Source organism: Enterobacter sp. HK-058-C-ECC (assembly GCF_047531125.1).
In the GTDB taxonomy this organism is placed as follows: domain Bacteria; phylum Pseudomonadota; class Gammaproteobacteria; order Enterobacterales; family Enterobacteriaceae; genus Enterobacter; species Enterobacter quasiroggenkampii.
In genome coordinates, this window is record NZ_JBLKCH010000001.1 from 119,153 (window position 1) to 133,199 (window position 14,047).

Consider the following 14,047-nt stretch of genomic DNA (forward strand, 5'->3'; position numbering starts at 1 on the left):
CACAGGAGCAGTATGAACTATCGTATTATTCCGGTTACCGCGTTCTCCCAGAATTGTTCACTCATCTGGTGCGAACAGACTAAACTGGCCGCGCTTGTCGATCCCGGCGGTGACGCTGAGAAGATCAAGCAGGAAGTCGCCGACAGCGGCGTGACGCTCATGCAGATTTTACTGACGCATGGTCATCTCGACCATGTGGGCGCAGCGGCTGAACTGGCTGAACACTACGGCGTGCCGATTGTCGGTCCGGAAAAAGAAGATGAGTTCTGGCTGCAGGGGTTACCTGCCCAAAGCCGCATGTTTGGCCTTGATGAGTGTCAGCCCCTGACGCCCGATCGCTGGCTGAATGAAGGAGAGCGCGTTAGCATAGGGAATGTGACTTTACAGGTGTTGCATTGTCCTGGGCATACGCCAGGCCATATCGTCTTCTTTGATGACCAGTCCCGTCGGCTGATCTCCGGCGATGTGATTTTCAAAGGTGGCGTAGGACGCAGCGATTTTCCGCGCGGCGATCACGGACAGCTGATTCAGTCGATTAAACAGAAGTTATTGCCGCTGGGTGATGATGTGACGTTTATCCCTGGGCACGGTCCGATGTCGACGCTGGGCTATGAACGGCTCCATAATCCGTTCCTTCAGGATGAAATGCCTGTCTGGTAACCCGCATAAAAAAAGCCTGCATAATGCAGGCTTTTTTATAGGCGCAAATTACAGTACGGCGACAATCGCTTCGCACAGCGGCGCCATGTTGTCAGGCGTCATGCCTGCAACGTTCACGCGGCCAGACGCCACTGCGTACACGCCGAACTCTTCACGCAGACGCAGAACCTGCTCTTTGGTCAGGCCGCTGAAAGAGAACATGCCGTTCTGTTTGATGATAAAGCTGAAGTCGCGATCCGCGCCTTTCTCCGCCAGGGTGTTCACAAACAGCAGGCGCATGCGCTGAATACGCTGACGCATATCGTTCAGCTCTTGTTCCCAGATGGCGCGCAGCGCATCGTTGCTCAGGATAGTCGCAACGACAGATGCACCGTGAGCCGGCGGGTTAGAGTAGTTAGCGCGGATAACGGATTTCATCTGGCTGAACGCGCGATCGACGGTCTCATCGTTAGCCGCAACCAGCGTACAGGCACCTACACGCTCATTGTACAGACCAAAGTTCTTGGAATAGGAACTGGCAACGATCAGCTCCTGATGCACGGCAGCGAACGCGCGCAGGCCTTCAGCATCTTCTTCCAGACCACGGGCGAAGCCCTGGTAGGCAAAGTCAAACAGCGGCAGCCAGCCTTTCTCTACGGACAGCTTCGCCAGGTGTTCCCACTGCTCAAGCGTTGGATCGATACCGGTTGGGTTGTGGCAGCAGCCGTGGAACAGCACCACGTCACCCGCTTGCGCTTCGTTCAGGCTTGCCAGCAGGCCGTCAAAGTCCAGAGAGTGGTTTGCTGCGTCGTAGTAGGCGTATTCACGCACTTCCAGACCCGCAGAGTTAAACACGCTCTTGTGGTTCGGCCAGCTTGGATTGCTTACCCAGACACGCTTCACAGAGGTGTTTTTCGCAAGGAAATCCGCCGCCACGCGCAGCGCGCCGGTACCGCCCGGGGTCTGAGCTGTACGGGCACGTTTGTCACTCACAATTGCGCTGCCTTTACCGAACAGCAGCTCCTGGGTGCAGCGACCAAATTCAGGGATACCATCAATACCGAGGTAGTTTTTGGTGGTTTCGTTTTCCAGCAGATACTGCTCAGCTTTCTTTACGCTGGTCAGTACCGGAGTTTTGCCGGTTTCATCTTTATATACACCAATACCCAGGTTGATTTTGCCAGGGCGGTCGTCGGCACGAAACAGATCGGCCAGGCCCAGAATCGGGTCGGCAGGAGCGGCGGTAATGTTCTCAAACATGACGAAGTTCCATTGTGATTACAGAAGTGAAATCCGCTATCAGGTTAACGGTAGATTTACAAAATGCCAACCGTTTGCGACGAAAAGCGTGCGGCTTTTCAAAAGTCGCCATTATTTTCTGTCAGGCATAAAAAAACAGGGCCGAAGCCCTGTTCATTAAGCATATAACAAAGTGGTGTACTGATTAGAACTGGTAAACAGCTGCCAGGCCAACCTGGTCGTCGGTACCAACCCAGCCGCCGCCAGTGCGCTTGGCCTGATCTTCGTCGATCAGGTTGATACGGTAGTCAGCAGATACGTTGAAGTTTTTGTTGAAGTAGTAAGTAGCACCAACTTCAACGTACTTAGCCAGATCTGCATCGCCGCCAGATACGGTGTTCAGGTTTTTACCTTTACTCTGGACGTAGGAGAGGGATGGACGCAGGCCGAAGTCGAACTGGTACTGAGCAATGACTTCGAAGTTCTGGGTTTTATTCGCTACGTTGAACACGTCGCCATCAGCATCCGGAGTATTAGAACCGGTGCTGTTGCCCAGGATGCTCATGTTGCGGGTTTCTGCATACACAGCTGCCAGATACAGGCTGTTGGCATCGTATTTACCGCCAATTGCCCATGCTTCAGCTTTGTCGCCCTTACCATCGGCCTTCTGGTCAACAGTACGGTTAGCATTGCTGTACGCACCAGTCAGAGCAAAGCCACTGCCGAAGTCATAAGCTACAGAGTAACCAACACCGTCGCCATTCGCACGACGCAGGTCAGCGCGTTCGTTTTTAGCCTGGTACTGGAGACCGAAGCTCAGACCATCAACCAGACCGAAGAAATCGTTGTTACGGTAGGTCAGCAGGCCAGTAGAACGGCTGGTCATGTAGTTATCAACATAACCACCACCCCAGGTTTCGCCGGACCAGGTTGGCGCCATGTCGGTGTAGGATTCTACATCGTATACGATGCCGTAGTTACGGCCGTAGTCGAGGCTACCAGCGTCAGCCATTTTCAGGCCAGCGAAAGCCAGACGAGTACGAGTAGAGTTGTTTGCAGATTGTTCACCTTCCGCAGAGCTTGCCAGTGCACGGTATTCCCACTGACCATAACCGGTCAGTTGGTCGTTGATCTGAGTTTCGCCTTTGAAACCGATCTGAGCGTAAGTTGAATCTGAGTTATTGGTGTTATCACCATTGGTAACGAAGTCACGCTCAGCATTAACTTTCCCGTACAGATCCAGTTTGTTGCCGTTCTTGTTATAGATTTCTGCAGCGTTCGCTGCACCGGCTACCAGCAGGGCAGGGATTACCACTGCCAGAATATTGCGCTTCATCATTATTTATTACCCTCATTGGTTTTTTTATGACACTCGCCACTGCCGTCAATAAATTCTGTCAATAAATATTTCCGGAACTATTGATGAGAGTTTGGTGTCTTTATGTATCTGACAGGCATCTTTCCATTCGCCGAAGCGTTTCGCTAGCCTGAAAGTGCTACAATTCTCAAGATTAGGTAACCAAAAGAAAATATGTGTAACTAAATATGTATTTTTGGGAACTTTGTGAACCACCTCAAACTTCAGAGCGCCCTGGCGAATTAAGCGACAGGACATATCCTATATATATGAATTCCTTATGATTAATTTGGATAAAGGCATTTCATATAAACAGACGCTAAACGACTCGTTTTTTCTTATGGCGCCGAAAAGCCTTCTGGACGGCTGTAAAGCTGATTGAAATTTGTGCTATCGCTTGAGAATGTAATAATCGCAATAAGAATGGGGTTTGTTTTTTGTGGCTGGATATTTCGTGGAAATAAAACGTAACAACCAGGGATTGTGACGGGGTGATGGTTTAAAGAAGCTGACTTTGCGCTGACGAAAACTGACAATGCAGAATAAAATAATGGCCAGCATAAGCTGGCCATTTTAGTCTTTACTGATTAGAAGCTGGCGTTACGTGGTGTACGTGGGAACGGAATCACGTCACGAACGTTCTGCACACCGGTCACGTAGGCGATCAGACGCTCGAAGCCCAGACCAAAACCAGCGTGCGGTACGGTACCGTAACGACGCAGATCGCGGTACCAGCTGTAGTCCGCAGGGTTGAGACCCATCTCTTCCATACGCGCGTCCAGCACGTCAAGACGCTCTTCACGCTGTGAACCACCGATGATTTCACCGATGCCCGGCGCCAGGACGTCCATCGCTGCCACGGTTTTACCGTCTTCGTTAAGGCGCATATAGAAGGCCTTAATGTCTTTCGGATAGTTTTTAACGACAACCGGCGCTTTGAAATGCTTCTCGGCCAGATAGCGCTCGTGCTCAGACGCCAGGTCTACGCCCCAGTAAACCGGGTTTTCGAACTTCTCACCGCATTTCTCGAGGATCGCCACCGCGTCGGTGTAGTCCACCTGCGCAAAATCGGCAGAGACGAAGCGCTCCAGACGGGCTACTGCGTCGCTGTCTACGCGCTCGGCGAAGAATTTCATGTCGTCCGGACGCTCTTCCAGCACCGCTTTGAAGACATACTTCAGCATTGCTTCCGCCAGACCCGCAACATCGTCCAGGTTGGCGAACGCCACTTCAGGCTCCAGCATCCAGAATTCCGCCAGGTGACGGCTGGTGTTGGAGTTTTCGGCACGGAAGGTAGGGCCAAAGGTATAGATTTTAGACAGCGCGCAGGCGTACGTTTCGCCGTTGAGCTGACCGGATACGGTCAGGAAGGCCTCTTTACCAAAGAAGTCTTTGTCATAGTCCACTTTACCTTCCGGGGTGCGCGGCAGGTTTTCGAGATCCAGCGTTGAGACGCGGAACATCTCACCGGCGCCTTCCGTATCGGACGCGGTGATCAGCGGGGTAGACACCCAGAAATAACCCTGCTCATCGAAGAAACGATGCAGCGCCTGCGCCAGCGTATGACGTACGCGAGCAACCGCACCAATCAGGTTGGTACGTGGACGCAGGTGCGCCACTTCACGCAGATACTCAATGCTGTGACGTTTAGCCGCCATCGGATAGGTATCCGGATCTTCAACCCAGCCGGTGACTTCAATGGCAGAAGCCTGAATTTCGAAACTCTGACCCTGACCCGGGGATGCCACGACCACGCCGGTGACAATAACGGAACAGCCCGTCGTCAGGTGCAGAACGTCATCATTGTAATTGGGCAGAGAATTATTAATGACGGCCTGTACAGGATCAAAGCAGGAACCGTCATAGACGGCAAGGAAGGAGATGCCAGCTTTAGAATCTCGGCGGGTACGCACCCATCCGCGCACGGTGACTTCCTGGTCAACGGCGACACGGCCCTGGAGTACGTCGGCTACAGGCACAACGCTCATAATATTCTCTCTGTTAATAGTCGGAAAAAATAAACACTTGTCCACCCTTATGGGGGGATATCTATGTTACCTGCCATCCGCTATCAGACAAGTAAATTTCGCAGTCAAAAGAGAAGAATTGAGAAATAAATAAGAAGAGGGGAGCCATGAAGGCTCCCTTAAGCGCTTAACTGGCTTTTTTGATCTGGGGAAGATCGAAGGCTTTACGCAATGCGCGGACAAACGCCTTGTCATGGCAGATGGTTTTGCCCGGGCTGTCGGAGAGTTTCGCCACCGGCTTGCCGTTACATTCCACCAGCTTTATCACGATATTCAGAGGTTTTACCTGAGGAATATCGCAGGTTAACCGGGTACCAATCCCGAAGCTCAGGTTCACTCTGGCGTTGAAATGGCGATAGAGTTCGACGGCTTTCGCCAGATCGAGGTTATCGGAGAAGACCAGCACCTTGCTCATCGGGTCAATACCCAGTTTCTCGTAATGGGCAATGGCCTTCTCGCCCCACTCAATCGGATCCCCTGAATCGTGGCGTAGCCCCTGATAACGCTCCGCAAATTCAGGTCCAAAGTCGCGCAGGAAGGCATCCATCGTAATACAGTCGGTGAGGGCGATCCCGAGTTGATTCGGGTACTCCTCAAGCCATGCAGCCAGTGCCGCGCGCTGGCTGTTTGCCAGGTCAGGGCTGATCTGCTGATGCGCCTGGAACCACTCGTGTGCCTGGGTACCCATTGGCGTCAGGTTGAGGCGACGGGCCAGATCGTAGTTACTGGTGCCCACGAACCATGGCTCCTGTTGCAGACGTTTAACGATGGCCTCCTGGACGTCGCGCGAAAAACGGCGACGGGTGCCAAAGTCCATCAGGCGGAAGCGGGACATGTCCAGCCCTGCGGTCAGCGTGGAGAAGTCAGCGAGCTTGTTTTCCAGCGAGGCGACCGCCTGCGCTACGCCCGTTTCCGGTGAGCGATAGCGGTGAGCCAGTTCGCTGATCACCGCCAGAAGCGGCACTTCCCACATGATCACTTCCCGCCACGGACCTTCAAGGCGAATATCCAGCTTGCCGTTATCGTTAACCACGGTGACCTGCTCCGGTCTATAGCGGAAATCGCGCAGCCAGTTCAGGTAGTCGGCTTTGAAGAAAGGCAGGCCAGAAAGCCACTGATATTCCTCGTCCTGCAGCGTCAGATGCTGCATAGCATTGACCTGTTCACGAATGGCGTCTGCGTAGATACCGAGCAAGTCGTCGCCACGGCAGCGGAATTCCGCCGCGACATGAACGTCATAGTAATGGTGGAAAACGGCTTGCTGCATATGCAGTTTATACGCGTCGGTATCCAGCAACGTATGCAGAACTGGAGAAGCGAATTGAGTCATAGGTGCGCAGTAGCATCCTCTCACAGGAGCGTTTAGTACAATAAACAACTCCGGAGTATACCTTGTTTAGTGATTTATTGAACCCCGATCACAACATAAGCGCGTTTTATGGTCGAGGGCATTTTGTGCCCCGTGTTATACAAATGTAGCAAAAAAAGGTGTTGACCCTGAAAAGATGAACATTCTGCATAGCGCGTTTTGCGCAACAGGAATATATTGAAACGTTACTCGACAAACGATGCATAAGGTTTTCTATGACACAACAGCCACAAGCCAAATACCGCCACGACTACCGTGCGCCGGATTATCTGATTAGCGAAATCGATCTGACTTTTGACCTGGATGCCACTAAAACCGTTGTCACGGCGGTGAGTCAGGTGACGCGCCACAGCGCAACTGCCGTGCCGCTGCGTCTGGATGGCGAAGACCTGACGCTGGTCTCCCTGCATATTAATGATGAAGCCTGGTCGGACTATAAAGAAGAAAACAACCAGCTGGTCATCGACAACCTGCCGGATCAGTTTACGCTGCGCATCGTGAATGAAATCAGCCCGGCCGCCAATACCGCGCTGGAAGGGCTGTACCAGTCTGGCGTGGCGCTGTGTACCCAGTGTGAAGCGGAAGGGTTCCGCCACATTACCTGGTATCTCGACCGCCCGGATGTCCTGGCGCGCTTCACCACTAAAATCATCGCCGATAAAACCCTGTATCCCTTCCTGCTCTCCAACGGCAACCGCGTAGGTGAAGGCGAGCTGGAGAATGGCCGTCACTGGGTTCAGTGGCAGGATCCCTTCCCGAAACCGTGCTACCTGTTTGCGCTGGTGGCGGGCGATTTCGACGTGCTGCGCGACACCTTCAAAACGCGCTCAGGCCGCGAGGTGGCGCTGGAGCTGTTTGTTGACCGTGGTAACCTGGACCGCGCGCCGTGGGCGATGACCTCGCTCATCAACTCCATGAAGTGGGATGAAGAGCGCTTCGGCCTCGAATATGACCTCGACATCTATATGATCGTCGCCGTTGATTTCTTCAACATGGGCGCAATGGAAAACAAAGGCCTGAACGTCTTTAACTCCAAATACGTGCTGGCGCGCACCGATACCGCCACCGATAAAGATTATCTCGATATCGAACGCGTCATCGGCCACGAATATTTCCACAACTGGACCGGTAACCGCGTCACCTGCCGCGACTGGTTCCAGCTGAGCCTGAAAGAGGGCCTGACCGTCTTCCGTGACCAGGAGTTTAGCTCCGATCTGGGGTCACGCGCGGTGAACCGCATCAACAACGTGCGAACCATGCGCGGCCTGCAGTTTGCGGAAGATGCCAGCCCAATGGCGCATCCGATCCGCCCGGATAAAGTCATCGAAATGAACAACTTCTACACCCTGACGGTGTATGAGAAAGGCGCTGAAATTATCCGCATGATCCACACTCTGCTGGGTGAAGAGAACTTCCAGAAAGGGATGCAGCTCTACTTCGAGCGTCATGACGGCAGCGCGGCCACCTGCGACGATTTTGTGCAGGCAATGGAAGATGCCTCTAATGTCGATCTTTCCCACTTCCGCCGCTGGTACAGCCAGGCCGGTACGCCGATTGTTACCGTCAAAGACGATTACAATCCAGAGACCGAGCAGTACACCCTGACCATCAGCCAGCGCACGCCGCCGACGGCAGAGCAGGAAGAGAAATACCCGCTGCATATTCCGTTCAGCATTGAGCTGTACGATAACGAAGGCAAAGTGATCCCATTGCAGAAGGGCGGTCACCCGGTACACCACGTGCTGAACGTGACCCAGGCCGAGCAGACCTTTATCTTCGATAACGTCTATTTCCAGCCGGTGCCTGCGCTGCTGTGTGAATTCTCCGCGCCGGTGAAGCTGGAGTACAAGTGGAGCGATCAGCAACTGACGTTCCTGATGCGTCACGCGCGTAACGACTTCTCCCGCTGGGATGCCGCACAAAGCCTGCTGGCGACCTACATCAAGCTCAACGTAAACCGTCATCAGCAGGGCCAGCCGCTGTCGCTGCCTGTTCACGTAGCTGACGCGTTCCGCGCGATCCTGCTGGATGAGAAGATTGACCCGGCGCTCGCCGCTGAAATTCTGACCCTGCCGTCAGCAACGGAAATCGCGGAGTTGTTCGAGATTATCGATCCGATCGCGATCGTGGCGGTGCGTGAAGCGCTGACCCGTACGCTGGCTGCTGAGCTGGCGGACGAGTTCCTCGCCATTTATAACGCCAACAAGCTCGACGCTTATCGCGTTGAGCACGCGGACATCGGTAAACGTTCTCTGCGCAACACCTGCCTGCGCTATCTGGCGTTTGGTGAAACCGAGCTGGCGAACACCCTGGTGAGCAAGCAGTATCACGAAGCGGATAACATGACCGACGCGCTGGCTGCGCTGGGCGCAAGCGTTGCCGCCGAACTGCCGTGCCGCGATGCGCTGATGCAGGAGTACGATGACAAGTGGCATCAGGATGGCCTGGTGATGGACAAGTGGTTCATCCTGCAGGCGACCAGCCCGGCGGCCGATGCGCTCAGCAACGTGCGCAGCCTGCTGAAGCATCGCTCCTTTACCCTCAGCAACCCAAACCGCGTGCGTTCGCTGATTGGCGCGTTTGCCAGCAGCAACCCGGCCGCGTTCCACGCCGAAGACGGCAGCGGTTATCAGTTCATGGTGGAAATGCTGACCGAGCTGAACAGCCGTAACCCGCAGGTGGCGTCGCGTCTGATTGAGCCGCTGATCCGTCTGAAACGCTACGATGCGAAGCGTCAGGCGAAGATGCGTGCCGCGCTTGAGCAGCTGAAAGGGCTGGAAAACCTGTCTGGCGATCTGTACGAGAAGATTGCTAAAGCCTTAGCGTAATGTAGAAAAAAGCCTGGTGGGCAGGTAAAAGCAAAACGGCAACCTCGGTTGCCGTTTTTAGTGTTTTCTCCCTCTCCCACATGGAGAGGGCCGGAGTGAGGGGATCAGACATTAGCCTTAACTCGCCGCAACTCCGTTTCCCCTCGCTTCATCACCCGATCCAATACCTCAGCCTCCAGCTCCGCCAGTCTTGCCGAACCCACGCGACGAGGCCGCGGAAGATCCACCGTCAGATCCAGACCGATTTTCCCTTCCTCTATTAACAGCACCCGGTCGGCCATTGCGACGGCTTCACTCACGTCATGCGTCACCAGCAGTACCGTAAAGCCGTGCGCCTGCCAGAGGGATCCAATCAAATCCTGCATTTCGATTCGCGTCAGGGCGTCGAGCGCGCCCAGCGGTTCATCGAGCAACAGCAGGCCCGGACGGTGAATTAACGCCCGCGCCAGCGCCACGCGCTGCTTCTGTCCACCCGAAAGGGCAGCAGGCCACTCATCGGCGCGATTTTCCAGCCCAACGGCGGCCAGCGCCTGGCGGGCTTCATCCCGCCAGCTGCCCTTAAGGCCAAGCCCGACATTGTCGATAACCGTTTTCCACGGCAGCAGCCGCGCGTCCTGGAACATCATGCGGGTATCGTCCTGGATATTCGCAAGCGGCGTTGTCCCTGCCAGAATGTCGCCACCGTTGGGGGCTTCCAGACCGGCCAGCAGCCGTAGCAGCGTACTCTTGCCGCCGCCGCTGCGACCGACAACGGCCACAAACTGTCCGGCGGGAATATGCAGATCCAGCCCGTTAAGAATGGTGTTTTCGCCGTAGCGTTTGGTGACGCCGTTCAGCAGTAACGGGGTCCCCTGATTCAGTCGTGCCGTATTCATGCTTTCGCCTCCTGAAGGGTATAGGCCGGGTTCCAGCGCAGCCAGCTGCGCTCCAGCCACTGGGCGCTGACGTCAGCGAGTTTGCCGAGCAGGGCATAAAGAATAATGGCAACCACCACCACGTCCGTTTGCAGGAATTCACGGGCGTTCATCGCCAGATAACCAATCCCGGAGTTGGCTGAGATGGTTTCCGCCACAATCAGCGTCAGCCACATCAGGCCGAGCGCAAAACGCACGCCGACCATAATGGAGGGCAGGGCGCCCGGCAGAATCACATGAATAAAGAGGGAAAAACCCGATAAGCCGTAGCTGCGTGCCATCTCTACCAGACCGCGATCGATATTGCGGATGCCGTGCCAGGTATTGATGTAAATCGGGAACAGCGTGCCCAGCGCCACGAGGAAGATCTTGGCACTCTCATCAATTCCAAACCACAAAATGACCAGCGGGATCAGCGCCAGATGCGGCACATTACGCAGCATCTGGATAGAAGTATCCAGCAGCCGTTCACCCCAGCGTGAAAGGCCGCTGATCAGGCCCAGGACCAGCCCGATGCTGCCGCCGATGGAAAACCCGATCACGGCGCGCCAGGAGCTGATCGCCAGGTGCTGCCACATCTCTCCGCTAACGCTCAGCGACCAGAACGCTTCTACAACGCCCTCCGGAGAGGGCAGAATGCGGCTCGACAGCCAGCCGGTAGACGATGCGAGCTGCCAGAGCGCCACAATGCCGACGGGTAAAAACCACGGCGCGGCGCGCAGCAGCCATTTTTGTGAGGTGGCAGACATGATCACTCCTTAGCTCTGTGCGGCTTTGCGTGGAATGAATTCGTTCGCCACGGCTTCGCCCTGAAGCTGAAGCCGCTGCGGCTGTGGCACCTCCGGAATGGCGACATCCAGGTGCGGGAACAGCAGTTCGCCCACCTTGTACGCCTCTTCCAGATGCGGATAACCGGAGAGAATAAAGCTGTCGATGCCCAGTTCGGCGTATTCATTGATGCGCGCGGCCACGGTCGGGCCGTCGCCGACCAGCGCTGTGCCCGCACCGCCGCGTACCAGGCCGACGCCTGCCCACAGGTTCGGGCTGATCTCCAGATTCTCGCGCTTGCCGTTGTGCAGGGACGCCATCCGGTGCTGCCCGACGGAGTCGGTTTTGGCAAATGCGGCCTGGGCTCTGGCGATCGTTTCATCATCCAGATGGGAGATCAGGCGGTCCGCCGCCTGCCAGGCTTCTTCATTGGTCTCGCGCACAATCACATGCAGACGGATACCGAAGCGCACCTTGCGGCCATGGGCGGCCGCTTTCGCGCGAACCTGGGCAATTTTTTCTTTTACCAGCTCAGGCGGTTCGCCCCAGGTCAGATAGAGATCGACCTGCTCTGCGGCCAGATCCTGCGCCACATCCGACGACCCGCCAAAATAGAGCGGCGGGCGCGGTTGCTGAACTGGTGGGAAGTAGAGCTTCGCGTCGCGAACGTGAATATGCTTGCCTTCAAAGGTGACGGTTTCCCCTTCCAGCAGACGTCGCCAGACGCGGGTGAACTCGGCGGAGGCCTCATAGCGTTCGGTATGGTCGAGGAACACGCCGTCGCCCGCCAGCTCCTGCGGATCGCTGCCCGTCACCAGGTTAAACAGGGCGCGGCCGTTGGACAGTCGGTCCAGCGTTGCCGCCTGACGTGCCGCCACGGTGGGGGAGACGACGCTCGGGCGTAACGCGACCAGGAACTTCAGACGCTGGGTGACCGGGATCATCGACGCGGCGACCAGCCACGCATCTTCACATGACCGTCCGGTTGGGATCAGCACCCCGGTGAAACCGATTCGGTCTGCTGCCTGAGCAATCTGCTGCAGGTAGCCATGGTCAACCGGGCGTGAACCCTCTTCTGTGCCAAGATAGTGTCCATCACCGTGGGTGGGTAAAAACCAGAAAAGATTCAGACTCATGATTTAGCTCCTTCTTTGCCTGCGGGTTGCCAGATGCGTTCGCGAATAGTGACCTGTTTTGGAACCAGGTGATTTTGATAGAAGAGGTCGGCCGTTTGCTGCTGAAGCGCGGCGACGTGCGCGTCAACGGGCGTAATGGTGGTCGGCGGACGGTGGTTGAGATAGCTCGCGATCACCGGCTCAGGTAAGCCCATGGTTTTCGCCAGCAGGGCAATGCTCTCCTGACGTTGGCTCTGAGTCAGGGCATCGGCCTGGGTAAAGGTATCCAGCACGCCCTGAATAAATGTGCCGTTCTTTTCCGCATAAGGGCGCGCGGCCAGATAGAACGAGCCGGTTTGCTTCAGCGTGGTACCGTCTTTCAGCACGCGAACGCCGCCCTGCAGTAATGCGGCGGAGTAGTACGGATCCCAGATGGCCCAGGCATCAACGTTCTTCTGCTGGAACGCGGCGCGCGCGTCGGCAGGCGTCAGGTAAACAGGCTGAATGTCAGTGAACTTGAGCCCGGCCTCTTGCAGGGCACGCAGCAACAGGTTGTGTGAGCTGGAACCTTTCTGGAATGCGACCTTATGGCCTTTGAGATCGGCGACGGTTTTAATATCGCTGTTTTCAGGCACCAGGATCACCTCGGCCTTCGGCTTGGGCGGCTCAACGCCTACATAGACGAGGTCCGCTCCCGCCGCCTGGGCAAATATTGGCGGAATATCGCCCGTGCTGCCGAGATCGATACTGCCCACGTTAAGGGCCTCCAGCATCTGCGGGCCGGCAGGGAACTCCACCCAGGAGAATTTGGTGTCCGGGAAGCGTTTTTCCAGAAGCTGGTGGCTTTTTGCCAGCACCATGCTGACGCTGCCTTTCTGATAGCCGATACGTAAGCTTTCCGGAGCCGTTTCTGCGGCATGGGCCAGCGAGGTAAATGCCATCAAACCGGCCAGTCCGATGCGGGTTAAGATTTTAAACATGGGCGACTCCTTGAGGCTGACCAAACGCCGGGGCCTGGATATCCCGGCGATGCAGGGCATGCCAGAAGGTTTCCAGAGCGTTATCGAGGCGGGTTTGCAGGTTGGGCGTAAAGTGGGGTTTGTGCTGATAGTCGATAACCTGTGAGTCATCGGCGAAAACGCCGTGGAGGATCTCCTGCGCTTTCAGCGCGTTCAGCACCGGCTTCAGGGCGTAATCCACGGCCAGTAAATGGGCAACCGTACCGCCCGTTGCCAGCGGCAGCACCACCTTTCCGTCCAGCGCGCGTTCCGGAAGCAGATCGAGCAGGGTTTTCAGCGCCCCGGAAAAAGAGGCTTTATAAATGGGCGTTGCCACGATCAGGCCGTCCGCGCCGTTAAGTTGCTCAATGAGGGTTTTCAGCGCGGGGCTGTCGAAACGGGCGTAGAGCAAATCTTCAGGTTCGAAGTTATGCAGGTTCCAGTGGCACACTTCCACATCCAGAGCATTCAGTTTTTCACGGGCATATTCCAGCAGGGCGCTGGAGCGTGACGGGAATCGTGGACTTCCGGCCAGGGTAATGACGCGCATACTTCCTCCTTATAACTAATTGTTTGCTTTTATCTAACATTCATAACAATTTTAAGGAGTGTGACACCGCGCGTTTATTCCACTAAATGATTTATCTGCAATTAAAATGCGAAAAAGTGCATAAGAAATAGACGGGGAGGTAAACGATTGCGTTTTACGCTGATTTTTTGCCGCAGGTCAATTCCCTTTCGCGCCGGGATCGCCCATAATCCCCTCCCGGTTTGCACACCGGGAATCCAGGAG

The 14,047-nt window shown here is 55.6% G+C and carries 11 protein-coding genes; 2 read left to right on the forward strand and 9 right to left on the reverse strand.

The genetic code is table 11. The features are described 5' to 3' along the window. Positions 1 to 12: 12 nt before the first annotated feature. A complete protein-coding gene (locus ACMWJS_RS00535; protein WP_414746442.1) occupies positions 13 to 660 on the forward strand; it encodes an MBL fold metallo-hydrolase in 648 nt (215 codons plus the stop codon). A gap of 48 nt (positions 661 to 708) precedes the next feature. Here the strand turns inward: ACMWJS_RS00535 and aspC are convergent, their stop codons facing one another. From aspC to pncB, 4 genes are all read right to left on the reverse strand, one after another. After that, positions 709 to 1,899, reverse strand: a complete 1,191-nt coding sequence (aspC, locus tag ACMWJS_RS00540; RefSeq protein ID WP_045908377.1) for an aspartate transaminase — start codon at positions 1,897 to 1,899, stop codon at positions 709 to 711. 184 nt (positions 1,900 to 2,083) lie between these two features. After that, a complete protein-coding gene (locus ACMWJS_RS00545) occupies positions 2,084 to 3,217 on the reverse strand; it encodes a porin (protein ID WP_111966978.1) in 1,134 nt (377 codons plus the stop codon). Between the two features lie 605 nt (positions 3,218 to 3,822). Beyond that, positions 3,823 to 5,223 (reverse strand): asparagine--tRNA ligase, encoded by a 1,401-nt coding sequence (gene asnS / locus ACMWJS_RS00550; protein WP_023615887.1) that lies wholly within the window; start codon positions 5,221 to 5,223, stop codon positions 3,823 to 3,825. Between the two features lie 166 nt (positions 5,224 to 5,389). Then, complete coding sequence (gene pncB, locus ACMWJS_RS00555; protein WP_048027215.1) at positions 5,390 to 6,592, reverse strand: nicotinate phosphoribosyltransferase; 1,203 nt, start codon at positions 6,590 to 6,592, stop codon at positions 5,390 to 5,392. 254 nt (positions 6,593 to 6,846) lie between these two features. On the opposite strand from pncB, the gene pepN reads away from it, so the two are divergent. Continuing rightward, positions 6,847 to 9,459 (forward strand): aminopeptidase N, encoded by a 2,613-nt coding sequence (gene pepN / locus ACMWJS_RS00560; protein WP_047651293.1) that lies wholly within the window; start codon positions 6,847 to 6,849, stop codon positions 9,457 to 9,459. Between the two features lie 104 nt (positions 9,460 to 9,563). Here pepN and ssuB read toward each other — a convergent pair whose 3' ends face one another. From ssuB to ssuE, 5 genes are read right to left on the reverse strand one after another with little or no spacing between them, the layout of a single operon-like run. Next, the gene (gene ssuB / locus ACMWJS_RS00565) at positions 9,564 to 10,334 is read right to left on the reverse strand and encodes an aliphatic sulfonates ABC transporter ATP-binding protein (protein WP_048027219.1); all 771 of its coding nucleotides are present in this window, start codon (positions 10,332 to 10,334) and stop codon (positions 9,564 to 9,566) included. Next, a complete protein-coding gene (ssuC, locus tag ACMWJS_RS00570) occupies positions 10,331 to 11,122 on the reverse strand; it encodes an aliphatic sulfonate ABC transporter permease SsuC (RefSeq protein WP_414746443.1) in 792 nt (263 codons plus the stop codon). Before ssuC ends, ssuB begins: the two co-directional genes overlap by 4 nt. Before the next feature lie 9 nt (positions 11,123 to 11,131). Beyond that, complete coding sequence (ssuD, locus tag ACMWJS_RS00575; RefSeq protein ID WP_045908372.1) at positions 11,132 to 12,277, reverse strand: FMNH2-dependent alkanesulfonate monooxygenase; 1,146 nt, start codon at positions 12,275 to 12,277, stop codon at positions 11,132 to 11,134. Further along, on the reverse strand, positions 12,274 to 13,236 hold the full coding sequence (locus ACMWJS_RS00580; protein WP_334755289.1) for a sulfonate ABC transporter substrate-binding protein: 963 nt from the start codon (positions 13,234 to 13,236) through the stop codon (positions 12,274 to 12,276). Before ACMWJS_RS00580 ends, ssuD begins: the two co-directional genes overlap by 4 nt. Then, a complete protein-coding gene (ssuE, locus tag ACMWJS_RS00585; protein WP_008499940.1) occupies positions 13,229 to 13,804 on the reverse strand; it encodes an NADPH-dependent FMN reductase in 576 nt (191 codons plus the stop codon). Before ssuE ends, ACMWJS_RS00580 begins: the two co-directional genes overlap by 8 nt. Positions 13,805 to 14,047 lie beyond the last annotated feature (243 nt).